The 21,124-nt window shown below is 72.9% G+C and carries 21 protein-coding genes; 10 read left to right on the forward strand and 11 right to left on the reverse strand.

The features are described 5' to 3' along the window. The first annotated feature begins 12 nt into the window (after positions 1-12). From ACIBVP_RS26985 to ACIBVP_RS26995, 3 genes are read left to right on the forward strand one after another with little or no spacing between them, the layout of a single operon-like run. Positions 13-1,662 (forward strand): hypothetical protein, encoded by a 1,650-nt coding sequence (locus ACIBVP_RS26985; protein WP_396109134.1) that lies wholly within the window; start codon positions 13-15, stop codon positions 1,660-1,662. Further along, entirely contained in the window at positions 1,659-1,832 is a 174-nt protein-coding gene (locus tag ACIBVP_RS26990; protein ID WP_396109135.1) for a hypothetical protein, read from the forward strand. Before ACIBVP_RS26985 ends, ACIBVP_RS26990 begins: the two co-directional genes overlap by 4 nt. A 9-nt stretch (positions 1,833-1,841) precedes the next feature. Further along, entirely contained in the window at positions 1,842-2,552 is a 711-nt protein-coding gene (locus tag ACIBVP_RS26995) for a class I SAM-dependent methyltransferase (RefSeq protein ID WP_396109136.1), read from the forward strand. Between the two features lie 153 nt (positions 2,553-2,705). On the opposite strand, the gene ACIBVP_RS27000 is transcribed toward ACIBVP_RS26995, so the two are convergent. The 6 genes from ACIBVP_RS27000 to ACIBVP_RS27025 all read right to left on the reverse strand — a co-directional run bounded on the left by ACIBVP_RS27000 (position 2,706) and on the right by ACIBVP_RS27025 (position 9,193). Beyond that, positions 2,706-3,725, reverse strand: a complete 1,020-nt coding sequence (locus tag ACIBVP_RS27000; protein ID WP_396109137.1) for a DUF3068 domain-containing protein — start codon at positions 3,723-3,725, stop codon at positions 2,706-2,708. A 16-nt stretch (positions 3,726-3,741) separates the two neighbouring features. Then, entirely contained in the window at positions 3,742-5,061 is a 1,320-nt protein-coding gene (locus ACIBVP_RS27005) for a glycosyltransferase family 4 protein (RefSeq protein WP_396109138.1), read from the reverse strand. After that, positions 5,062-5,802, reverse strand: a complete 741-nt coding sequence (locus ACIBVP_RS27010; protein ID WP_396109139.1) for a dolichyl-phosphate beta-glucosyltransferase — start codon at positions 5,800-5,802, stop codon at positions 5,062-5,064. Positions 5,803-6,046: 244 nt separating this feature from the next. Continuing rightward, positions 6,047-7,237, reverse strand: coding sequence for a PucR family transcriptional regulator (locus ACIBVP_RS27015; protein ID WP_396109140.1), 1,191 nt, complete (start codon positions 7,235-7,237; stop codon positions 6,047-6,049). Between the two features lie 118 nt (positions 7,238-7,355). Next, positions 7,356-8,288, reverse strand: a complete 933-nt coding sequence (locus ACIBVP_RS27020) for a M23 family metallopeptidase (RefSeq protein ID WP_396109141.1) — start codon at positions 8,286-8,288, stop codon at positions 7,356-7,358. A gap of 38 nt (positions 8,289-8,326) precedes the next feature. Next, positions 8,327-9,193, reverse strand: a complete 867-nt coding sequence (locus tag ACIBVP_RS27025) for a peptidoglycan-binding protein (protein ID WP_396109142.1) — start codon at positions 9,191-9,193, stop codon at positions 8,327-8,329. Between the two features lie 142 nt (positions 9,194-9,335). Here ACIBVP_RS27025 and ACIBVP_RS27030 point away from each other — a divergent pair, with 142 nt between their 5' ends. Genes ACIBVP_RS27030 through ACIBVP_RS27040 form a run of 3 tightly spaced genes read left to right on the forward strand, consistent with a single transcriptional unit; the run spans position 9,336 to position 12,222 of the window. Then, on the forward strand, positions 9,336-10,457 hold the full coding sequence (locus tag ACIBVP_RS27030) for a sensor histidine kinase (RefSeq protein ID WP_396109143.1): 1,122 nt from the start codon (positions 9,336-9,338) through the stop codon (positions 10,455-10,457). Further along, complete coding sequence (locus ACIBVP_RS27035; RefSeq protein WP_396109144.1) at positions 10,454-11,569, forward strand: hypothetical protein; 1,116 nt, start codon at positions 10,454-10,456, stop codon at positions 11,567-11,569. Before ACIBVP_RS27030 ends, ACIBVP_RS27035 begins: the two co-directional genes overlap by 4 nt. After that, the gene (locus tag ACIBVP_RS27040) at positions 11,548-12,222 is read left to right on the forward strand and encodes a response regulator (RefSeq protein WP_396109145.1); all 675 of its coding nucleotides are present in this window, start codon (positions 11,548-11,550) and stop codon (positions 12,220-12,222) included. The genes ACIBVP_RS27035 and ACIBVP_RS27040 overlap by 22 nt, the downstream gene beginning before the upstream one ends. Here the strand turns inward: ACIBVP_RS27040 and ACIBVP_RS27045 are convergent. The 3 genes from ACIBVP_RS27045 to ACIBVP_RS27055 all read right to left on the reverse strand — a co-directional run bounded on the left by ACIBVP_RS27045 (position 12,203) and on the right by ACIBVP_RS27055 (position 16,733). Continuing rightward, positions 12,203-15,196 carry a BTAD domain-containing putative transcriptional regulator gene (locus ACIBVP_RS27045; RefSeq protein ID WP_396109146.1) on the reverse strand — a complete coding sequence of 998 codons (2,994 nt, stop codon included), beginning with the start codon at positions 15,194-15,196 and terminating at the stop codon, positions 12,203-12,205. The genes ACIBVP_RS27040 and ACIBVP_RS27045 overlap by 20 nt on opposite strands. A 213-nt stretch (positions 15,197-15,409) precedes the next feature. Then, complete coding sequence (locus tag ACIBVP_RS27050; protein WP_396109147.1) at positions 15,410-16,321, reverse strand: PhzF family phenazine biosynthesis protein; 912 nt, start codon at positions 16,319-16,321, stop codon at positions 15,410-15,412. Positions 16,322-16,454: 133 nt separating this feature from the next. Beyond that, entirely contained in the window at positions 16,455-16,733 is a 279-nt protein-coding gene (locus ACIBVP_RS27055; protein ID WP_396109148.1) for a YggT family protein, read from the reverse strand. Positions 16,734-16,914: 181 nt separating this feature from the next. On the opposite strand from ACIBVP_RS27055, the gene ACIBVP_RS27060 reads away from it, so the two are divergent. Continuing rightward, the gene (locus ACIBVP_RS27060) at positions 16,915-17,436 is read left to right on the forward strand and encodes a DivIVA domain-containing protein (RefSeq protein WP_396109149.1); all 522 of its coding nucleotides are present in this window, start codon (positions 16,915-16,917) and stop codon (positions 17,434-17,436) included. Between the two features lie 7 nt (positions 17,437-17,443). Here ACIBVP_RS27060 and ACIBVP_RS27065 read toward each other — a convergent pair whose 3' ends face one another. Continuing rightward, positions 17,444-18,340, reverse strand: coding sequence for a DUF4349 domain-containing protein (locus tag ACIBVP_RS27065; RefSeq protein ID WP_396109150.1), 897 nt, complete (start codon positions 18,338-18,340; stop codon positions 17,444-17,446). Positions 18,341-18,493: 153 nt separating this feature from the next. On the opposite strand from ACIBVP_RS27065, the gene ACIBVP_RS27070 reads away from it, so the two are divergent. Both ACIBVP_RS27070 and ACIBVP_RS27075 read left to right on the forward strand, forming a co-directional pair. Beyond that, the gene (locus tag ACIBVP_RS27070) at positions 18,494-19,132 is read left to right on the forward strand and encodes a class I SAM-dependent methyltransferase (RefSeq protein WP_396109151.1); all 639 of its coding nucleotides are present in this window, start codon (positions 18,494-18,496) and stop codon (positions 19,130-19,132) included. Beyond that, entirely contained in the window at positions 19,129-20,052 is a 924-nt protein-coding gene (locus ACIBVP_RS27075; RefSeq protein ID WP_396109152.1) for a GDSL-type esterase/lipase family protein, read from the forward strand. The genes ACIBVP_RS27070 and ACIBVP_RS27075 overlap by 4 nt, the downstream gene beginning before the upstream one ends. A gap of 6 nt (positions 20,053-20,058) precedes the next feature. Here the strand turns inward: ACIBVP_RS27075 and ACIBVP_RS27080 are convergent, their stop codons facing one another. Then, positions 20,059-20,472 (reverse strand): hypothetical protein, encoded by a 414-nt coding sequence (locus ACIBVP_RS27080; RefSeq protein ID WP_396109153.1) that lies wholly within the window; start codon positions 20,470-20,472, stop codon positions 20,059-20,061. 124 nt (positions 20,473-20,596) lie between these two features. Here ACIBVP_RS27080 and ACIBVP_RS27085 point away from each other — a divergent pair, with 124 nt between their 5' ends. Next, positions 20,597-21,004, forward strand: a complete 408-nt coding sequence (locus tag ACIBVP_RS27085; RefSeq protein ID WP_396109154.1) for a PRC-barrel domain-containing protein — start codon at positions 20,597-20,599, stop codon at positions 21,002-21,004. Positions 21,005-21,124: the final 120 nt, after the last annotated feature.

Consider the following 21,124-nt stretch of genomic DNA (forward strand, 5'->3'; position numbering starts at 1 on the left):
GGCGGGATGCCGATGAAACCCTTGAGCGCCAAGGAGTTCGTCCTTCCCGCGGTCTCCGCCGGATTGGCACTCGCGGTGCTGGCGCCTGTCCTCACCCCGGGCTTCACCCTGGTCCACGACATGGTGTTCACGCCGGATCAGCCGCTTTTGCCGGAGTCGCTCGGCATGGGCACGACGCCACCGCGCTCGGTGCCCGCCGACGCCGTCGTCGCGATGCTGAGCTGGGTGCTGCCCGGTTCGGTCGTGCAGAAGCTCGTGCTGTTCGCGGCGATCGCGCTGGCGGCGTGGGGCGCGGGACGGCTGGTCCCCGCGAAATCTCTCGGCCCACGGCTGGTCGCGGCGACCGCGTACGCGTGGACACCGTTCGTCGCCGAGCGGCTGTTCATGGGGCACTGGCCGTACCTGCTCGCGTACGCGTGCCTGCCGTGGCTCGCCGCGGCCGGGCTCGCGCACCGGCGTGGCGAGCCGAGGTCGGTGGCACGCCTGGTGTTGTGGTCGGTACCCGCGGCACTCACGCCGACCGGCGGCCTGCTCGCGGCGGGGACCGCGCTGGCGACGGCCGGGTGGCGGGTGCTGCCCGCGCTGGCGCTGCTGAACGCGCCGTGGTGGGTGCCGTCGGTGCTGCGGCCGGGTGCGGTGCTGTCGGCGCCGGACGCCGTGGACTGGTTCGCCGCCCGCGCCGAGAACTGGGGCGGCACCGTGGTTTCCGTGCTGGGCACCGGCGGGTTCTGGAACGCGGACGTCACCCCGGTGAGCCGGGAGGTGCCGGTCGTCCCGGTGTTGACCCTGCTGGTCGTCGCGATCGCCGCGATCGGGTGGCCGGTGCTCGTGCGCCGCCTGCCCGAGGCGAACCGGCTGCTGTGGCTGGGCGCTGCCGGGCTGGTGCTCGCACTGGCCGCGCACCTGCCGTTCGGCGCGGCCGCGACGCGCTGGCTGGTGAGCGAGGTGCCGGGTGCGGCGTTGTTGCGGGACGCGCAGAAGTGGGTGGCGTGGTGGGCGTTGCCGCTCGCGCTCGGGTTCGCGCTCGCCGTCGAGGCGGCACGGCGGCGTACCGTCGTGGTGGTGGCCGCGCTGGTGCCGCTCGTGATGGCACCCGACCTGGCGTGGGGCGGATGGGGGCGCCTCGACACGGTCGAGTACCCACGGGACTGGGCGGCGGTGGCCGAGATCCTCGCCCGCGACGAGCGTCCCGGTGACGTGCTGTCCCTGCCGCTCGGCGCGTTCCGCCGCTTCGCGTGGAACGACGATCGCACGCAGCTGGACCCCGCGCCGCGCTGGCTGCCACGCACCGTGGTCGTCGACGACACCGTGTACGTCGACGGGCGAGCGATCCCCGGTGAGGACACGCGTCTCCCCGCGATCCGGACCGCGTTGCGGGACGGCACCGGGCTCGCGGCGCTCGGGATCGGGTGGGTGCTCGTCGAACACGGCACGCCCGGCGCGCTCGACCTGCCCGCGAGCCTCGAACCGGTGCGCCGGGGGCGGTGGCTCGACCTGTACCGCGTGCCGGGCCCGATCGCGGCGCCACCCGGCTCCGTGCCCGCCGCGCCGGTGGTCGCGGCTGATGTCGTCGCGGTGCTTTTGGTGGCCGGATGCCTGTTGTGGCAAGCGATACCGGCCGGTAGATTCATCCGAAACCGAAGGCGAGGAGTCTCTCCGTGAGCAAGTTCATCGCAGCACTGGTCGCCGTCGTCGGGGGCATCGCGCTCGCCGTCGGTGGCACCGCGACGCTCGTCAGTCTCGCGGGTCCCGACCGGGGCGTGAACCTCGAGAACGCACCGGCCGCGAACGGTGAGGACGGCCCCGTCGACTACGGCACGTCCGGCCGGTAATCCTCCACAGTGCACAAAGCAGCCACGCTGTCCCGTTCGGTGCGGCTGTTCCGGGCGTTCCGCCAGGAACACACCGACGGGGACACCTTCTACCGGGTGCTGGCGGCGGACTCCGCCGAACAGGTCGCGGCGTACGCCCCACTGCGCGACCGGGTGCTGCTCGACGTCGGCGGCGGCCCCGGCTACTTCGCCGACGCGTTCCGCGCCCACGGCGCCACGTACATCGGTGTCGACCCGCAGGTCGGCGCCATCGGGCACAACATGGTGCGCGGCTGCGGCACCCGGCTCCCGGTCCGCACCGGCTCGATCGACGTCTGCTACTCGTCCAACGTGCTGGAGCACGTGTCGCAACCGCGGGCGATGCTCGCGGAGATGGTGCGGGTGACCCGGCCCGGTGGCACGGTGTTCCTGTCGTTCACGCCGTGGTGGTCACCGTGGGGCGGGCACGAGACGTCGCCGTGGCACTTCCTCGGCGGGGACTACGCGGCCCGCCGGTACGCCGAACGGAACGGTCACGAACCGAAGAACCGTTACGGCACAAGCCTTTTCTCGTACTCCGTCGGCGCGGTGCTGCGGTGGGTGACCGCGTGCGAGGACGCCACGCTCGTGCACGCGTTCCCGCGCTACCACCCGCGGTGGGCGAACTGGGTCATGCGGGTCCCCGCGCTGCGGGAGGTGGCGAGCTGGAACGCGGTCCTCGTGCTACGCAAGAACAGCTGACCGTGGACGAGCCCCGAAGGTCCCGTAACCCACGCAGTCCGCGCTCGCACTGAAGGACCCCTTCAGCACACCCCGACCGCACCAAAGGGCCCTTCAGCACACCCAACGCACCGAAGGGGTCCTTCAGTGCGCTGGCCGGGCCGTCCTTTGTGGTCAGACCGGTTCGGCGACCTTCGTGGGTGCGCCCGCGGTCCTGCTGTGCTTGCCGCGCCTGCCGAGTGCCAGCAACGCGATCGACAGCAGGATCAGCACGCCACCCACGATCCACAGGATCACCGGCAGTCCCGTCATGACCCACAGGCTCGAGATGTTGCCCTTCGCGTCGGCGACATAGCCCTCCACCGTCTCGTCGGTGATGGTGAGCTTGCCGTCGAACACGGCCGTCGACCGGCCGTCCGCGCGTAGTTCCTGCTTGCCGTCCTCGTTCCCGGCGACGACCGCACCGGTGACGGGCTCGACGTACACCGTCCGCACGGCTTCGTAGTACAGCTCGGCACGCACCGTCGGCACGTCCGGCTGCCCGACGAGCGAGCCCGGCACGTCCAGTTCGTCGACCATGGTCGGCGGGATGGTCTGGACGAACTTGTACACCGGCAGTCCCTTGACCTCCTCCTCGCCGACGAAGTTGGCCGGGACCGCCTTCTTCAGCGTCGTGTCGAACCACTGGTAGTCGCGCTTCTGGGTGTCGAACGGGAACTTGAAGTTCAGCCCCGGCTGCTGCACCGTGCCCCGCTCGCCGACGACGCGCTCACCCTCGGTGTCCTCGTAGAACTGGTTCTCACACGGTGCGACAGCCTCGCCCGTGAACCGGTCGAGGCACAATGAGCGCAGGCTCGCGTTGACCACCAGGCCGTCGGCGTCGTCCGTCCTGACCTCCGACGCCTCCCGCCACACCGTGACGTCGCCGTCCTCGACAACCTCCTCGGCACGCAGGTTGCCCGTGACCTTGGTGGTGGACGTCAGGCTCAGGTTCTCGCGGATCTCGGGCGTCGACGTGTCCCCGTTCGGCACGTACACCAGCGCCGTGATGCCGTCCCCGTGCGCCACCGAGATCTTGTCGACGTCGTGCGGGATCTTGGCGAGGCTCGGGTACGCCCAGAAGCGCAGCAGCAGGCCTGCGGCCACCGCGAACACCCCCAGTCCGAGGATGATGAAGGTGACGTAGCGACGCACGGTTGTCCTCCAAGTGTCACGACCGCGACCGCGGTCGAAGGTTCGCACCGGCCGGGACGGCTCGGCCCAGCAGGCGTTCGGTTGTGCTCGCCGCGCGCACGGCGACGTCCGCCTGTGCGCGGGCACGCAGTGCGTCGAGCAGGTCGGCCGGTGCGCACTGCTCCACGAGTAACGGTCCGCCCGGCACGCCCTCGGCGACGGTAGCCTCCGGCATGCCGGGCAGCCAGTCACCGCGCTCCTCGCCCGCGACGTGCCGCTCGACCACGGCCGTGAACCGCGCGCCGGTGTCGGTCCAGTCGAAACACGCCGCCCAGTCGCGGCAGCGGGTGGCGGTGCGTGCCGCGTGCACCGGGTCGGCGAGGTCCGCCAGTGCCCGGTGGAGGACGTCGGCCACGGGCGTACCGGACGGCATGTGCCAGCCGGTCTCGCCGTGACGCACCGAGTCACGCAGACCTGGCACGTCCCGGCACACCGTCGGCACGCCGTGGGCCGCCGCCTCCAGCACGGCGAGGCCCCAGCCCTCACCGTCGGACAACGTGACGTTGAGCCACGCGCGGCCGAGCAGCTCCGATTTCACGGCCTCGCTGACGCGGCCGTGCACGGTGACGGCGTCGCCGTGCACGGCCGCGAGAGCACGCAGCGCCGCCTCCTCCGGCCCGCCACCGATCACGTGCAGCCGCAGGTCGGGAACGCGATTCCGCAGCTCCGCCACCGCGTCGACGAGCCGGTCGACCCGCTTCTGCGGCACGAGCCGCCCCAGGCACACGATCGTGGGGTTGGCGGCACGCGCCGGCAGTTCGGCGGGCGCGGCGCTGTTCCCGTTGGGTACGACGTACACCGGGCCACGCCAGCGCAACCGCGCACGCATGGCCTCCACTGTGGACGGCGAGACGGCGACGGACACCGCGCGCCGGTACACCCGGCCGGCGACCGGACCCTCCAGCCACCGCCCGACCGCGGCCAGCCACGCCGGGAAGTGCACACCGAACTGGTCGGTGTGCACGTGGTGCACCACCTGGACGACCCGGGCGCCGCCGACGGCGAGCGGGGTGAAGAACGGGATGCCGTTCTGGCAGTCCACCACGGCGTCGATCCGCCGCCGTCGAACCAGCAACCACAGCAGCGCCAACGGGTAAACGGTCCAGCGCCCGCCACGGCGGTGGACCGACACCGGACCGTCGGAGCCCGTGGCCCGCTGCCCGGTGTCACGCGCGGTCAGGTACGTGACGTCGTGCCCACGCCGGGCAAGCTCGTGCGCGACACGGGTCGCGTAGGTCTCGGCACCGCCCGCGTGCCGGTGCCCGAGGTCGCGCCAGTTCACCACGACGACACGCATCTACGCGGCCTCCGGGACGAGATCGGGCACGGGACGCGGTTCGGTGTCGAGAACGGCGCGGATCCGCTGCAGGTCGGCGAAACTGCGCAGGCCGTGCCGCAGCGGAGCGAACGAGGAACCGGCGACGTCGATCCACCGCACGGGCACCTCCTCCACGACCGCGCCCAGCCGCTGGAGGCGGGCGAGCACCTCGACGTCGAAGGTGAACCCCTTGGTGCGCAGCGGCTCGAACGCGGCCACCGCGAGCTCCCGGGTGAAGAACTTGAACCCGCACTGGGTGTCGCCGACCCCCGGCACGATGGAACGGGCGGCACGCCGAAACGCCCACGCCCCCAACCGCCGCAGCAGGCTGTGCCGGGCCCGCACCTGCGACCCGGGGTGGGCACGCGACCCGAGTACCACGTCCGAACCGTGCCGCAGGAGCCGCAACACGGACGGCAACGCGTCGACGCTGGCCGCGAGGTCGGCGTCGCAGAACCCGACGAAGCGCCCGCGCGCGGCGAGCACACCGGCACGCACGGCGGCGCCCTTGCCGCGGTCGGGGCAGTGCAGGAGTGTCACGGGAAACCGTTGGTCGCGCACGACGTCCGCCGTCCGGTCGGTACTCCCGTTGTCCACGACGATGACCTCGGCGGCCAACCCGCGCAGGGCGAGGCCGAGCCCGACCAGGCTGCCGGGCAGACGCCGTTCCTCGTTGTAGACGGGCACAACGACGGACAGCTCCACACCCGCACGGCGCATCAACGAGCCTCCAACGCTGGACACAGGTCACCCGGGCCTGAAGGATTGCCACCGTAGATCACCAGCACCGACCGGCAGGACGACGCCCGAACCCCGGACGCGGAGTTGCCGGTGTGAGGCCTAGCAGGTGCGACTGGTCGGAGTAACCCCCATGCCTATCGACGGCTCACCAGGACAAACAACCTTGTCCGCCGGCACAACCAGCCCAACCCGGATTGCGTACCGCGAAGGGAAACCCCAAAGCTCACTCACACAACCGAACACTCTCCACAGCGAGATAAAGCTCAGCGATCCCCTTGGGATCCCCAAGATCACGCCCAGTCAGCTCCTGCACACGCCGAATCCGGTACCGAACCGTGTTGGGATGCACGAACAGCCGCTCGGCGGCATCCCGAGCCGACCCGTGCTCGGCAAACCACGCGTGCAACGTGCACAGCAACACGTCCCGCTCGGCGACCGGCAACCCGAGCAGCTCGGCGAGCACATCGGTGGCCAACTCACGAGCCAGCTTCGGCGCCCCGGCGACCAGAGTGCTGACCGGCCGCTCCCCGAACCCGATCACCCCGGTCTCCCCGGCAGCGAGACAGGCCCGAGCGATCCGCGCCCGGCTCAACGCAGCGGGGACCAACGGCAACCCGGACACCGGCGGACTGACACCGACCGCGACAGCCGTGCTCTCCAGCGCCTTCCGCAAGGCCCGCAGATCGGCGCTGCGTCCCACGGCGACCACCCCGACCTCACCGTCTGGCAGCCGCCGCCACACCGACCGCAACGTCCCCGACGCCACCACGTGCGAAGGCCCCGGGTCCGCGTCGAGATCGGCGTACACGACCACGAACGGCCCGGTCGTCGGGAGCTGGAGCACGCGGGCGGCGTCCTCGAACTCCTCCGGCTTGGTGAACCGGCCCTCGATGAGCCCGTCGACGACGGCGAGCCGTGCCTTCTCGTCGTACCGCGCGGACTCGGTGGCGACCTCGGTGTAGGCGTCGGCGATCACGTCGGAGAACGCGTCGATGATCTGCCACACCATGGCGTTGACCGGGATCAGCTGTTCCGGGGTGAGCACCCGGGGCGGCGCGACGCGGTCGATGATGCCCTCGTAGGCGAACGTGCCGGCGATGCGGAACGCCCGCAGCACGGCGGAGAGCGGGATGCCGAGCCGTGCCTGTGCCCGGCCGGTCTTGCGGACCGTCTCGAGGTCGACCTCGCGGGCCTCGATGAACGCGTCGAACGCGCGGGCGAGGTTGACCTCGCAGACCTTGCGCAGCTCGCGCGGGGACGTGGCGTCGAGCCTGCGGTAGAACTCGTCCTTCTCGCCGAGGAGGCTGGCCAGCTGGTCGGCCAGCTCCGGCAACCGGTGCAGCTGTCCGCGCACGATCTCGACCAGCTCGGCGGGCAGGGGCACGACGGGCACCGTCGTCGTTGGGGCGACCATCCGAGCAAGTTACGCCGCGACAACGGATCCCGGTACGGCCACTCGTCGTCTGAACCGATGTAGCGCGGACGCGAAGGGGTGTGATCCCGCCCGTCACACCCCTTCGCGAGTCACTCCGTCAGCCGCAGTGCTCGAACGGGCTGGTGTAGGAGCTGCTGCCGACCGAACCGCCCCACCGCACACATGTGCCGGGTGCGTACTTGCGGACCGGGCCCGCGTAGTAGCCGTAGCTGCCCGAGTCGGTCGTCCTGGTGCCGCCCTGCGGTTCGAGGAACGCCGACACCGACGTCGCCCTGCCCAGGTTCGTCGACTTGAGCGTGACGACGCAGTTGTAGCCGTTCCCCGAGTTGTACATCAGGTACACGGTGCCACCGGTCAGGCCGGCCCGGTCGATGGTGCTGTAGCCGCTGCCGCACACCTCGCCCGGCGTGTACGGGTTGCCGCCACTGCTGCAGGCGTTCGTGCTCTTGATGGCCTTCTTCTGGCCGAGCGACACGGTGACGCCCTCGACGGTGGGGCTGGTGTCGATGGACCCACCCGACGTGATCTGCTCGTAGTGCAGGTGCGGCGCGTAGTTGCCGCCGGTCCCGCCGACGGTGCCGATCGCGGTGCCCTGGCCGACCGACATCGACGAGCCGGGGCCGCGCACCATGGTCGCCAGGTGTGCGTACCGGGTCCTCGTGCCGTCGCCGTGCGTGACGACCACGTAGTTCCCGTACGCCATGATGCCGACCTCGTCGCCCATGGCGAGCGTGGAGTAGAACCGCGCGGTGCCGCCCGCGGTGGCGCGCACGGTCTCGCCGCCGATCGCGTCGCCGCCGTAGCTCTGCCAGTCGATCGAGCCCGACGGGTTGTGCCCCGGGTACCAGTTGTTGGCGTAGAAGGTCTTGCCGCAGTTGAAGGGGCTCTTGTGGGACGCCATGATGCCGACGTCCCCGGTGGTGGGGTCGGTCTGCGCCTGCGACGCGGTGGCCGTGAGGCCGACCGCGGCCACGGCCGAGACGGCCGCCGCCAGGCCCTTCACGAGCCAGGATGCCCGTTTCCTTGCCATTGTTCCCTCGCTTCTCCCGGTAACGGTGTGCAGGTCCGTCAGCCGCGCTTGTACTTCTCCCACCACGTGAACGCCACGCGGTACGCCTCTGGGGTGTTGTCGGCGGCGTGGTTCGCCAGGCCGTTCCTGCCGTAGTAGTAGTCGTGGACCTGGTTGCGCGCGGGCCGCGACATGTCCGGGTCGGAGATGCCGTTGGCGTGGATGTGGTAGGCGAACCCGTCCGACGGGGTGCGCAGCCACGCGGCGAAGCCGACGGTGCGCAGCGCCCTGATCGTCTGCCAGCGCTGGGTGCTGGTCAGGCCGCTGACGCTGATGTCGACCACGCCGCCGCCGTCGTGGGTACCGGCCGAGTCGGGGTTGCTCGACGTGTAGGAGCCCTGCGTCAGCGTCAGGCCCCAGGACAACCTGGCGTCGGCCGCCCGCAGCATGTTCGCGGTCCGGGTGTTGACCCGCCGCCCGCCGTAGGAGTCGGTGCGCGAGCCGGTCGTCACCACCCTGGTCACGTCGAACCGGCCCGACCCGAGCTGTGTCAGCGACGTGCGGCCCGGAACGCCGTTCGCGTCGATGCCGGAGAAGCCGAGCCTGCGCTGCCACGCGGCGTACGCGTCGAGTGTGGCCGTGCCGTAGTGCCCGTCGACGTTCCCGGACGCGAGAAGGCCCTCGGCCCGCAACGCCTGTTCGACGGGGAGGACGTGCGGGCCGCAGCCCGCGGTGAGGCCCGTGCCCGCCTTCGGCGGGTCGACCTGGCAGGCGAGGAGCACCAGCTCCATGTCGACGACCGCCAGCGCGCCGACGGCCGACGCGGTCTGCGTGGCCGCGAGGGTGGGCACCGCCACCGCCGCGCCCGCGGCCATCCCGCGGGTCAGCAGCCAGCGCCTCGAGTAGGTGTCCGGTGACTGGTTCATCCACGTGCTCCGTTCGCCCGGGGTTCGTGGGCATGCTCACAACCCCGCGTACAAGAGGCGTACAAACGGGACGCGGTCAGCGGGTCCGGTAAGTTCTGCCGCGCGAGGTTCGACCGAGTTCGAGGGGCCGGGCGAGGTACACGTGGCGGGCGAGGCCGAGCGGCTGCTGGGGCGGTTCTGCCGCCGCTACGCCGCGACCGTGCGCGTCGCGACCGTGGTGCCCATCGCCGCGATCGCCCCGCTCCGGGCCGACGACGACGTGTTCACCGCCACCGTGCTGGTGATGGCCGCGGCGGTGCTGTGGACGGCAGGTCAGGCGTGGTGGTTGCGCCGGACGGAACGCGTCGGACCGGTGGTGGTCGCCCTCGACGTGGCGGTGCTGCTCGGCCTCGCCACGAGCGTGCTGTGGACCGACGCGGTCGACGGCGGCAACACGGGGTGGCTTCGGTTGCTGATCACCTTCGCCTGCCTGACCTGGCAGTGGTACACCCCGCCGCTCACCGGTGCCGTCGCGGTGGTCGTGACCGCGGGCGGGTGGCTGGCCATCCTCATCGCGGCCGACGCGCCCGCCGACCTCGAACGCGCGGCCGTGTGGGTGCTGGTGGTGGCCGCGCTGTCCCGGCTCGCGCTGGTGCTCGTCACCCGTGCCGCGCGGCGCGCCGACCGGATCGCGGCCGAGGCGGCGCGGGCCGGCCGGGAGGCCGCGGTCGCGGCGGCCGTGCGTGCCGAGGAACGGGAGCTGGTGACCTCGCTGCACGACACCGCGGCGACCACCCTGCTGATGGTGGGGGTCGGGCAGGTCCCGCCCGGCACGGCGTGGCTCGCCCCGCAGGCACGGCGGGACCTGGAGCGGATGCGGTCGCACGGCGGGCAGGCACCGGAACGGGCCGACCTCGTCGACCTGCTGCGCGCCGATCTCGACGCCGGCCACCTGACCGTCGACGTCGACGCACCGCCCCGGCTGTCACTGCCGTTCGACGTGGCGGGCGCGGTCGCGGGCGCGGCGGGCGAGGCGCTCAACAACGTCCGCCGCCACGCCGGGACCGACCGCGCGACGGTCCGCGTCACCGGGAACGAGTCGGAGGTGTCGGTCGAGGTCGCCGACGACGGGACGGGCTTCGCGGCCAACGGCGGCCGACCGGCCGGGCGCGGCCTGCGGGAGTCCGTGCACGGCCGGATGGCGCGGATCGGCGGCACCGCCACGGTCACCTCCGCCGAGGGTGCGGGCACGGTGGTACGGCTGAAGTGGCGGGCCCCGGCATGAGCGACGACGAGGCCGACGAGCAGACCAGGGCACAGCTGCGGCGCGGGCTGCGGATCGCGGTGCTGCTGGTCACCGCCGCGACCACGTTCGCGCTCGGCCTGCCCGCGGTCCTGCGGAACCTGGGCCGGTTCGACGTCCCGGCCCTCCAGGTCGTGGCGTTCGGCGCGCTGGCCGCGGTGCTCGCCGCGGAGGCCGTGCTGGTCGCGCGGCGCAGGCCGTGGCGGCGCGCCAGGTGGCTCGCGATCGCCGTCGTGCTCGCGGCGACCGTGCTCTCGTACACGGACCTGCCGCACAACCGCACGTCGACCGGCGTCGACTGGGTGTTCGGCGTGGCCAACTGGATCGGCCTCGTCGTCCTGCTCGACCGCCCGTTCCGGACCCAGATGGCCTTCCTCGTCACGCACGAGGTCCTCGCGCTGGCGAACCTGCTGCTGTTCCACGACGTCAGCCGCGGGTCGCTGGCCCGGTTCGCCACCGGCTCGGTGACCGTGTTCGGCCTTCCGCTGTGCATCGCCGTGGTCGCCGCCGTGCTGCGGCGGATCGGCACCGAGGCCGCGGCAGCCACCCGCGAACTGGAGCGCGTGCGCACGGCCGAGGCCGTCGCGGTCACCGCGCACCGCCGCAGGGCGCAGCGGTTCGCCGAACTCTCCACCACGACCGTGCCGCTGCTCGAAGGGCTCGCCGCCGCCTCGCTCGACCCGTCGACACCCGAGGTGCGGCAACGCTGCTCGATCGAGGCGGCCAGGATGCGCAGACTGTTCGCCGAGACCGACGCGGTGGCGAACCCGCTGCTGCACGAACTGCGGCACTGCGCCGACATCGCGGACCGCAAGGGCGTCGAGGTCGAGTTCGACGCCAGGGGCACCTGGCCGGTACCGCCAGTGCCGGTCCGGCGTGCCCTGACCGACGCCGCGCTCACCGCGCTCGCCACCGCGAGCTCGTGGGCGCGGGTGACCGTGGTCGGCAGCGCCGAGGAGGTCTCGGTCAACGTGGTCGCCGACTGCGACGAACCCGCCGAGCCCGTGCACACGACGCCGGACGTGCGGGTCGAGACCTTCGGCGGCACCGGGAAGATCTGGACGGAGGCGACGTGGCAGCCGATGCCGACCTGATCACGGCGGTGATCGTGGACGACCACGCGGCGATCGCGGCGGGCGTCCGGTACTGGTGCGCGCAGGCGACCCCGCCGATCGCGCTCGTCGACGCGGGCGACCGGCTCGCCGACGTGTGGACCGGTCCGGGCGCCGACGCCGACGTGGTGATCTTCGACCTGGAGCTGGTGCCGGGCAGGCCCGAGTTCGGCGAGCTGCGCAGGCTGGTGGACAGCGGGCGCCGGGTCGTCGTGTACTCCCAGCACGCCGACGACGCCACGGCCATCAAGTGCATCGACCTCGGCGCGCTCGCGTACCTGACCAAGCGCGAGGGCCCGGAGCACCTCGTGCCCGCGATCAGGGCCGCCGCGCGGGGCGGCGACTACACCACGCCGTCGCTGTCGGGCGCGCTGATCGCCGACGAGAACCCCGGCAGGCCCCGCCTGTCGCCCCGCGAGGTCGAGGTGCTGCGGGCCTGGTTCGCCGCGCTGTCCAAGGAGCTCGTGGCCGCGAAGCTGCACATCACCGTCAAGACCGTGGACACGCACATCTCGCGGGTGCGGGCGAAGTACGCCAACGTCGGCCGGGCCGCCCGCACGAAGAGCGAGCTGGTCTCCCGGGCGCTGGACGACGGTGTCATCACGCTCCACGAGCTCAACCAGCCGACGTGGTGAGGCGCCCGAGCCGTGCCGCGACGGCGTCCGCCCGCCGCATGCCCAGCTCGCGGTAGATCGCGAGCGCCCGCTGCCAGTGCTCGTTCGCCTCCTCGTGGTCACCGCGGTCGGCGAGGACGTCAGCGGCGCCCGCGAGCGCGTGCGCGTAGTCGTCCCGGTGCGCCTGGCCCCGCTCCGAGGCCAGCACCTCCCGGTACCACGACAGCGCCGCGTCCGCGTCACCCGCCGCCGCGCTCGCGGCGGCACGCGCGAGCAGTGCGGCGACGAGCTGGTCGGTGTCGCCGACTCCCCGTGCGATCCGCAGGGCCACGTCCAGGTGGTGCGCGGCCTCCTGGTGCTCGCCCCGCACGCTGTGCGCGATCCCGATCAGGCGCAACGCGGTGCCTTCGAGGCTGCGGTGCCCGGTGTCCAGCGCGGTCCCCAGTGCGAGGCGGGCGTACTCCATGGCCTGCCCGGCACGTCCATCGCCCGCGCACACCTCCGCGAGACCGCACAGCGCGTTCGTCTCGCTGGTCCGGTTCCCCACCGCACGGGAGATCGCCAGCGATTCCTCGAACAGCTCGTACGCCTCCGCTGCCTCGCCGAGGGTGTACCGGATGCGCGCGAGGTTGTTGGTGGCCGGCGCGCACATGCGCACGTTGCCGAGTTCCCGGTAGCGCGCCAGCGCCTGGCGGAAGCTGTCCCCCGCCGAGGTCAGGTCACCGAGGCGCCAGTACGCGACCCCGATGTTGTTCAGCGTGGCGGCCTGCAGCGAGCGGTCGCCGACCCGCTCGTACAGCGCGAGCGCGGGCCGCAGGTGCTCGACGGCGAGGCTGATGGCACCCAGCCGCGCCGCCGCACCGCCGAGCACGCGCCGTGCGTTGGCCTCGCCCGCGATGTCGCCGAGCGACTGGGCGGCGTGCAGGGCCTTGGTGTGCAGTGTGACCGCGTCGTCGTGGTACCCGCCGGTGTTGAGGTAGCGCCACACGGTGTCCGACAGCGCCACCAGGTACTCGGGCGGGGCGTGCTCTGCCGCGGCGAGCAGGTTGGCGCGTTCGGCGTCCAGCCAGCCGAACGCCGCGTCGTAGGTCTCGAACACCGGGAGCTCGGCGGACGACGCGGCGACCTTCGGCCTGCGTTCCGCCTCGTGCGGCGCGATCACGTCCATGGCGGCGGACGCGGTCGCGAGGTAGTAGGCGAACAGCCGGTCGGTCGCGGCGGCACGGTCGGCGGCGGCGTCGGTGGCCTCGCCCAGTTCCGCGGCGTAGGCGCGCAACAGGTCGTGCGACTGGTAGCGCCCGTCGACGGACTCGTCGACCAGGTGGGCGCGCACCAGCACGCCGAGCGCACGGCGCGTGTCCCGCAACCCGGCGCCGGCCATCGCGGCGAGGGCGTGGACGTCCAGCTCGTGGCCGGGGTGGCTGCCGAGCAGGCGGAAGACGCGGGCGACCGCGGGCTCGAGGTGCCGGTAGGACCAGGAGAACACCGCGCGCACCGCGGTGTACGGGTCGCCCGCGGCGTCGAGCAGGTCCAGCGCGTCCTGCGCCTCCGCCAGGTCGCGGACGAGGTCGCCGATGGCATGCGCCGGGCGGGCCCTGACCAGTTCCGCGCTGATCCGCAGCGCGAGCGGCAGCCGTGCGCACCGCTCGACCAGCGCCTCGACCGCGGACGGCTCGACCTCGGCCCGCGTGCCGAGCAGCTCGCGCAGCAGCACCACGGCGTCGGCGGGCGGGAGCCGCTCCAGCCCGAGCCGGTGCGCGCCGTAGCGGGCGACCAGCCCGGCGAGCGCGTCGCGGCTGGTGACCAGCGTGAAGCAGGTCGGGCCCGCGGGCAGCAGCGGCCGGACCTGCTCGACGGTGCGCGCGTTGTCGAGCAGCACCAGCATCCGGCGCTGGTCGACCATCGTGCGGAACCGGGCCGCCCGCTCCTCGAGGTCCTCGGGGATGGCGGCGCCGTCCAGCCCGAGCGCGCGCAGGAAGCCCGCGAGGGCGTCGGCGGCCGAGATCGGTTCGTCGGGACCGTAGCCGCGCAGGTCGACGTAGAGCCTGCCGTCGGGGAACCGGTCCCGCGTCCGGTGCGCCCAGCGCACGGCGAGCGCGGTCTTGCCCACGCCCGCCGTGCCGGTCACCACGGCGATCGCGGCCGACGTCCCGGCGGACAGCAACCCGTCCAGCTCCGCCAGCTCGGCGTCGCGGCCGACGAACCCGCGCACGTCCATGGGCACCTGCGCCGGGGTGTCGTGCCGCAGCGGCACGGGCGGCGCGGGCGGCGCTTCTCCCGCCAGCACGCGGGCGTGCAGCGCACGCAGCCCGGGCCCCGGTTCCAGGCCGAGCTCGGACACGAGGGTCTCCCTGGCCCGCTGGTAGACCGCCAGGGCGTCGGACTGGCGCCCGGCCTGGTGCAGCGCGGTCATCAGCAACTCGTGCAGCCGCTCCCGCAGGGGGTGCTCCGCCACGAGGTCGGTGAGGTCACCGATCACCGGCGCGTGCAGCCCGCAGGCCAGTTCGGCCTGGTAGAGCGTCTCGAGCGCGGTGAGCCTGCGTTCGGACAGGCGCCGCGACCAGTCGGCGAGCAGCGGGTTGTCCAGGTCCGCGAACGGCTCGCCCCGCCACAGCGCGAGCGCGGACCGCAACGACTCGACCGCCAGCTGCGGTTCCCGTTCGACCACCGCCTCGCCTGCCGTGACCAGCGCCTCGAACCGGTCGGCGTCGACCTCGTCGCGCGTCACCCGCAGCCGGTAGCCCGCGTCGCCGTAGGACAGCCGGTCCGGCTCGCCGATCAACCCCCGCAGGCGGTGGATGTGCAGCTGCAGCTTCTGCGCCGCCCTGGGGTCGGCCCGGCCGTCCCACAACGCGTCGGTCAGCACGTCCACGGGCACCGGCTGGTCCGCCCGCGCCAGCAGGACGCCCAGGAGGATCCGCTGCAACCGCCCGGACAGCACCTCGGACCGCTCCCCACGCACCACGGTCACCGGCCCCAGAACCGCGAACTCCACCGACACCCGCCCCCCGGTCTTTCCCGACGATGAAAGTCCGGCGAAAGTCGCCTGAGCACACTGGTGTCGCCGGAACCGTCCGGCACCAGTCGACCACCGCGCGCCCGCCGGAGCTGTCAGGCGTTCACCCGACACGACGGCGGCGGTGGTCGACGTAGGTTGGCGCGTGCCGGGTTTTGCTGCTGAGGGGTCAGCAAAACCGTGGCGCGCGCGTCAGAGGCGCACGGTTCCGGTGACGCAGGTGACGGTGTCGCCGCCGACCCAGACCGTCCCGTCGGCGGCGGCCGACACGTGGATGCGGCCCGCGCGGCCCAGCGCGGTGCCCTGGCGCGCCACGTACGGTGCGGTCACCCGGCCGGTGCCGAGCAGCCACTGGGCGAGCGACGCGTTGAGGCTGCCGGTCACCGGGTCCTCGACGGTCGTGCCGTTGACCGGGAAGAACGCGCGCACCTCGAGCGCCTCCGGCGAGCCGGGCGGGTGCGGCCCGGCGACGCCGAGGTACAGGTCGTCCGCGTGGCCCGGTCGCACGGCCAGCACGGCGTCGGCGTCGGCCAGCAGCACGGCGATCCAGCCGGGACCGTTGTCGGCCCACCGCATGTCGACGATCTCGTCGCGGCCGACGCCCAGCACGTCGGCGATGCGCGCCGCGAGCGGCTCGTCGACCGGACCCGAACGGACGAGCGGCGGCGCGGCGAACGCGAGCCTGCCGTCGTCGGCGCGCCGGATGGGCACCAGCCCGGCGCCGCACTCCTGGACGATCGTGCCGGCGTCGTTGTCGGGGCCGTTGTCGGGGCCGTTGTCGGGGCCGTTGTCGGGGCCGTTGTCGGGGCCGTTGTCGGGGCCGTTGTCGCGGTCCCGGCCCGTTCCGGTCAGCCAGGCGTGGCAGGTGCCGAGCGTCGGGTGGCCCGCGAACGGCAGCTCGGTCGTCGGGGTGAAGATGCGGACCGCGTAGTCGGCGCCGGGTGCGGTCGGCGGCAGCACGAACGTCGTCTCCGACAGGTTCGTCCACCGCGCGAACCGCTGCATCTCCGCCGTGGACAGCCCGCGCCCGTCGAGCACGACGGCGACCGGGTTGCCGAGGTACGGGGTGTCGGTGAACACGTCGACCTGGTGGAACTCGCGCATGGCGGTCAGCCTAGATCGCCCGGCTGCCGAAGAACCCGATCGGACCGCACCGAAGGGCCCGATCAGCACACGCACCGAAGGGGTCCTTCAGTGCGCAGCAACGTTCCGAAAGGGCGGAAGGGTCGCCGCGCCGTCAGCCCAGGCTGAAGGCGACCGAGCGCAGGATCAGCGCGGCGACGAACACCGCGGTGAACGCGAGGTCGATGGACACGCCGCCGGCCCGGATGGGACGCAGGACCCGCCGCACCGGCGCGATGACCGGTTCCGTAGCGGCGTGACTGAGCGCGCGTGCCCGGCCCGTCCATGTCGGGCCGCGGGTCACCAGCCCGGCCCAGTCGAGCACCAGCCGGACGAGCAACACCACGATGAACAGGGTCAGGACGTACCCGAGCAGGGTTCCGATGAGCTCCATGACTCCTCAACGCACGAGAGCGTCCCGTCAGCACCACGGCGGCGGCGGTTCTCAGCGGACTATCAGGGCGGCGACACGCGCGGGAACCTCTGGGACGCGGGGGCCGGTCGCCGTATCGTTGCCGCGACCCGCGGGTCGTGCGATCCGCACACGTCCGACGGTGAACGGAGCAGTGCGAGGCATGAGCCAGCTGACGCCAGACGAAGTTCGCGACGTCGTCTTCGATCACGCGCCGGTGTTCCGCCGCGGTTACGACGAGACACAGGTCGACGAGTTCCTCGATCGCGTCGAGGAAGCCATGATCGCCCTCCACCGCGCCGCGGCCGAGAACCAGCAGTTACTGGACTCCTACGCGATGCGCACCGAGCCGGCCGGCCGGCTCGTGACCACGGGCGAACACCGCGCCCTGGCCGACCAGGTCGTCGCCGACGCCCGCCGCCGCGCGGACGAGATCGTCGACGGTGCCCGCGCGGCCGCGCAGCGGGTGGTGGCGGAGGCACGCGCGGAGGCGTTCCGCCTGGTGGCCAACGCGTCCCGGCAGATCGTCGGTGTCGGCCCCGCTCAGCTCGGCGACGACCGCGACCGCGAACTGGCCGCGGCCGTCGCGGAGGTGGGCGACCGCATCGCCCACCTCCGCGAAGCCCTGTCCGGGGAGGTGGCGCAGCTGTACGAGATCGCCCAGGAACTGGACGGTGGCCGCTGACCGCCGGCTACGGCTGCCCTGCCACCGGCGCCGCCGGTGTGGCCGGGTGGCGCCTGCGCCACCAGCGCAGCGCCGCCACGACGGGGATCGCGAGTGCGAGCACGAACGGCAGCACCGCGCCGATCACCTCCAACGTGACGGCACCGGCGCCGCGGAAGGCGTCCCAGCCCGCCGACAGGCCCGCGAGGAACCCGCTCGCCTTCTCCGGCTCGGGGGCGGGCGGGGCGGCGGTCCTTCCGATCCGGATCGTCACCGTCGACATGGCCACCTGGCCGGCCAGCGCCTGACTTCGTTGCTGCAGCGACTCGAGCTCGGCCTCGCGGGCGGTGACCTCCTGCTCGATCCGGACGATCTCGTCCACGGTGTTCGCCCTGGCCAGCAGGGCGCGGACGCGGTCCACGCTGGCGCGCTGGGTGGCGATGCGGCTGTCGAGGTCGACCACCTGCTCGGTCACGTCCTCCGCGGACTGTTCGCGGGCGACGACCTTGCCCAGCCCCGACAACGCGTCCAGCGCCTGGTCGAAGCGGTCCGACGGGATGTGCAGGGTGAGCGTCGCCGAGGTGTCCCGCACCTGTTCACGGCCCGCGTAGCCGTTCTCGCGCACGGCGACGTCCCGCGCGCGGTCGACGGTCGCGACGACATCGGTGGCCACCAGCTCCATCGTCGCGGTGCGCACCAGCTTCCGGTCCACGCCGGGCTGGCTGATCTCCTTCTTCGCGGTGGCGGCGGGTTTCTCGCCAGCGCCGGTCGACCGCGGCTCACCGGCCCCGCCCGCGCTCTCCGCCTCGTACGGCGCTGGGGCCGCCGCACCGTCCGCCGTGCTGCCGGAACCGGCCGTGCACGCCGTGACCAGTGCGGCGGCGATGCCTAACATGGCGGCGGCGCCGACGAGTCTGTGCTTCATGTGTCCTCCCCAAGTCGTTGGTGACCGGAGGACGGACGACGGCGAAGCACCCGTTGTCCGGCGAACGGTCACGAGTCGGCTTCGATCGTCCGGTGGACCGGGCGCGCTTCCGGTGCGATGGTGGCCGAACCCGCCGAGGAGGGAGAGAACGCGATGAGTGGCGACACGGACAGTGACCGGTTGCGTGCGAAGTGGGACCGGTACGCGCCGCGGTACGACAAGGACATCGGGTTCTTCGAACGGGTCCAGTTCGGTGACGGGCGGCAGTGGGTGTGCTCGCAGGCCGTCGGCGACGTGCTCGAGGTGGCCGTCGGCACCGGGCGGAACCTGCCGTTCTACCCGGCCGGGATCCATCTGACGGGGCTCGACTTCAGCCCGGTCATGCTCGCGCAGGCCCGCGCCAGGGCGGCGGAGGTCGGCCGCGAGATCGACCTGCTCGAAGGCGACGCGCAGGCGCTGCCGTTCGCGGACGCCTCGTTCGACACCGTCGTGTGCACGCTCGGGCTGTGCGGCATCCCCGACGAGCGTGCCGCGATCGACGAGATGTACCGCGTGCTCCGTCCACAAGGGACACTGCTGCTGCTCGACCACGTCGGCAGCCACCGCCGCCTTGTCTACTTTGGACAATGGCTGGCGGAGCGGGTGACCGTGCGTATGCTCGGCGACTACCAGACCCGCAGGCCGCTGCCGGTGGTCGAGCGGGCCGGGTTCGTGATCCGGCGGCGGGAACGGCTCAAGGCGGGCACGGTGGAGCGGCTGGCGGCGACGAAACCCGCGGGAGACGACGCGTGACCGTCCGCAGACCGATGCCGCTCGTGGCGCTGCTGGTGGTCCTCACGGCGTGCACGGCGGAACCCGCACCGGCTCCCCCTCCCGCGCCCACGACCACGACGACCACGACGAGCACCGCGCCGCCCGCCGACCAGGTGTACCTGTCGCTCGGCGACTCCTACGCCACCGGGTACCGGCCCGCGACCGGCGGCACGCCGGCGGGTGCCGCCCGGGACGGTTTCGCCGACCTGGTCGCGGCGCGGTCCGGGCTGCGGTTGATCAACGTCGCGTGCAGCGGCGCCACCTCCGGCCAGCTGCGCACCTCGACCGGGTGCCCGCCGCCCAACCGCGCCGCGGGCGCACCCGACCCGGCCGGGCGGACCCAGCTCGACGCCGCGGTCGCCGCACTGCGCGAACACGAAGGCCGGGTGGGCCTGGTGACGGTGGTGATCGGTGGCAACGACCTCGCGCCCTGCGTGCGGGACACGGCGTCGGCGGCGCTCGCGTGCGCATCGGAGGCAGTACGGGACGTGGCGGCCAACCTGGCGGCGATCCTGCCGGTCCTGCGGGAGGCGGCCGGGGACGCACCCATCGTCGGCCTGACCTATCCCGACGTGTTCCTCGGCGCGTGGGTCTCCCCCGACTTCCCCAACGGCCAGGACCTCGCCCGCATGTCCGTGCCGCTGTTCCGGGACTTCTTCAACACCGCGCTGAAAGCCGAGTACGCGAAGGTCGGCGCGGAGTTCGTCGACGTCACCGCGACGACCGGCGGCTACGGACCGCTCACCGAACTCGTCCAGGACCCCGACCACGGACCGGTGCCCGCCCCGGTGGCGCGGGTGTGCGCGCTGACGTACTTCTGCGAACTCACCGACGTGCACCCGACCCCCGAGGGCCACGAGGTCATCGCCGACGCCGTCCTCGCCGCCACGGGACGCTGAGACACGTCACCGGTCGGCGTAGGCCGGGTGGGTCAGGGTGGCGACCACGCCCGCCAGCTTGACCTCCGCGACGGCGTCGCCGAAGGTCCACAGCAGGTCCATGCCGTCCGGGGCGCCCAGCTCGTTCACGGCGGCGACGGACAGCCGCGCCCGGTTCTCCGGTTCCGGGATGAACGCGACCGTGCTCAGCTCGTCGCGGTCGTTGAAGGCGTACTGGCTGATCGACATCGGCACCCCGCAGAACGGCTCCGGCGCCTCCCCCGTCTGCCACCAGCCGCTGTCCGTGAGGTGCGCGCTCGGGTACCGGTCCCGGAACGACGAGAGGGACGCACCCCACGGGAACCCGTTCCAGCCCTCAGCGAGGGCGGCACCCGCCGTGGTCAGTCGGATCTCCTGTCGCTTCCGGCGGAACAGGGCCATCGCCGTACCTCCTCGCGTCGCGTCCGCCCACCCTAGGGCCTGGCGCCGGCGGCCAGAGGCGGAAGTTTCCGCACGCCCGGCGAGGTGGTACCCGCCCGGTGTCCCCACGCGGAGAGGAGTTGTCATGGGTGCGAGCGTCGCGCTGATCCGGCTCGCCGACACCGACCTGACGCTTGCCGACGCGGCCGACGACGTGCGCGGCAGGACCGTGGTCGACCGGGACGGCGTGGAGATCGGCACGGTCGACGACCTGGTCATCGACGAGGCGGAACGCCGCGTCCGGCTACTGCAGGTCGGCTCGGGCGGGTTCCTCGGGCTCGGCAAGCAGCAGCTGCTGGTGCCGGTCGACGCGGTGACCTCGGTCGACGAGGTGGTGCACGTCGACACCGACCGCGACCACGTCGCGTCAGGGCCGGTGTACGACCCGGACCTGGTGCTCCGGCAGGACACCGTGGCCGGGCTGTACGACCACTACGGCATGCTCCCGTACTGGAGCGCGGGCTACCGGGCACCGGGTTTCCCGTTCCGGTGACGGTGTCACCGCCGCTGTCACCGCCGCTCGTCCGGCCCGGAGAGGTCGCGGACGGCCGTCACGATCTCCTGCTCCCGCATCACGGTCCCCTTCCCATGCGGCTCGGTTCGATGGCGTACC

It is taken from the genome of Actinophytocola sp. NPDC049390 (assembly GCF_044466355.1).
Lineage (GTDB): Bacteria > Actinomycetota > Actinomycetes > Mycobacteriales > Pseudonocardiaceae > Actinophytocola.

Coding starts and splice junctions, on each gene's coding strand:
- ACIBVP_RS26985 (WP_396109134.1), top strand. CDS start 13: ATGAAACCCTTGAGCGCCAAGGAGTTCGTCCTTCCCGCGGTCTCCGCC.
- ACIBVP_RS27005 (WP_396109138.1), bottom strand. CDS start 5,061: ATGCGTGTCGTCGTGGTGAACTGGCGCGACCTCGGGCACCGGCACGCG.
- ACIBVP_RS27010 (WP_396109139.1), bottom strand. CDS start 5,802: ATGCGCCGTGCGGGTGTGGAGCTGTCCGTCGTTGTGCCCGTCTACAAC.
- ACIBVP_RS27015 (WP_396109140.1), bottom strand. CDS start 7,237: ATGGTCGCCCCAACGACGACGGTGCCCGTCGTGCCCCTGCCCGCCGAG.
- ACIBVP_RS27020 (WP_396109141.1), bottom strand. CDS start 8,288: ATGGCAAGGAAACGGGCATCCTGGCTCGTGAAGGGCCTGGCGGCGGCC.
- ACIBVP_RS27025 (WP_396109142.1), bottom strand. CDS start 9,193: ATGAACCAGTCACCGGACACCTACTCGAGGCGCTGGCTGCTGACCCGC.
- ACIBVP_RS27035 (WP_396109144.1), top strand. CDS start 10,454: ATGAGCGACGACGAGGCCGACGAGCAGACCAGGGCACAGCTGCGGCGC.
- ACIBVP_RS27050 (WP_396109147.1), bottom strand. CDS start 16,321: ATGCGCGAGTTCCACCAGGTCGACGTGTTCACCGACACCCCGTACCTC.
- ACIBVP_RS27055 (WP_396109148.1), bottom strand. CDS start 16,733: ATGGAGCTCATCGGAACCCTGCTCGGGTACGTCCTGACCCTGTTCATC.
- ACIBVP_RS27060 (WP_396109149.1), top strand. CDS start 16,915: ATGAGCCAGCTGACGCCAGACGAAGTTCGCGACGTCGTCTTCGATCAC.
- ACIBVP_RS27065 (WP_396109150.1), bottom strand. CDS start 18,340: ATGAAGCACAGACTCGTCGGCGCCGCCGCCATGTTAGGCATCGCCGCC.
- ACIBVP_RS27070 (WP_396109151.1), top strand. CDS start 18,494: ATGAGTGGCGACACGGACAGTGACCGGTTGCGTGCGAAGTGGGACCGG.
- ACIBVP_RS27080 (WP_396109153.1), bottom strand. CDS start 20,472: ATGGCCCTGTTCCGCCGGAAGCGACAGGAGATCCGACTGACCACGGCG.
- ACIBVP_RS27085 (WP_396109154.1), top strand. CDS start 20,597: ATGGGTGCGAGCGTCGCGCTGATCCGGCTCGCCGACACCGACCTGACG.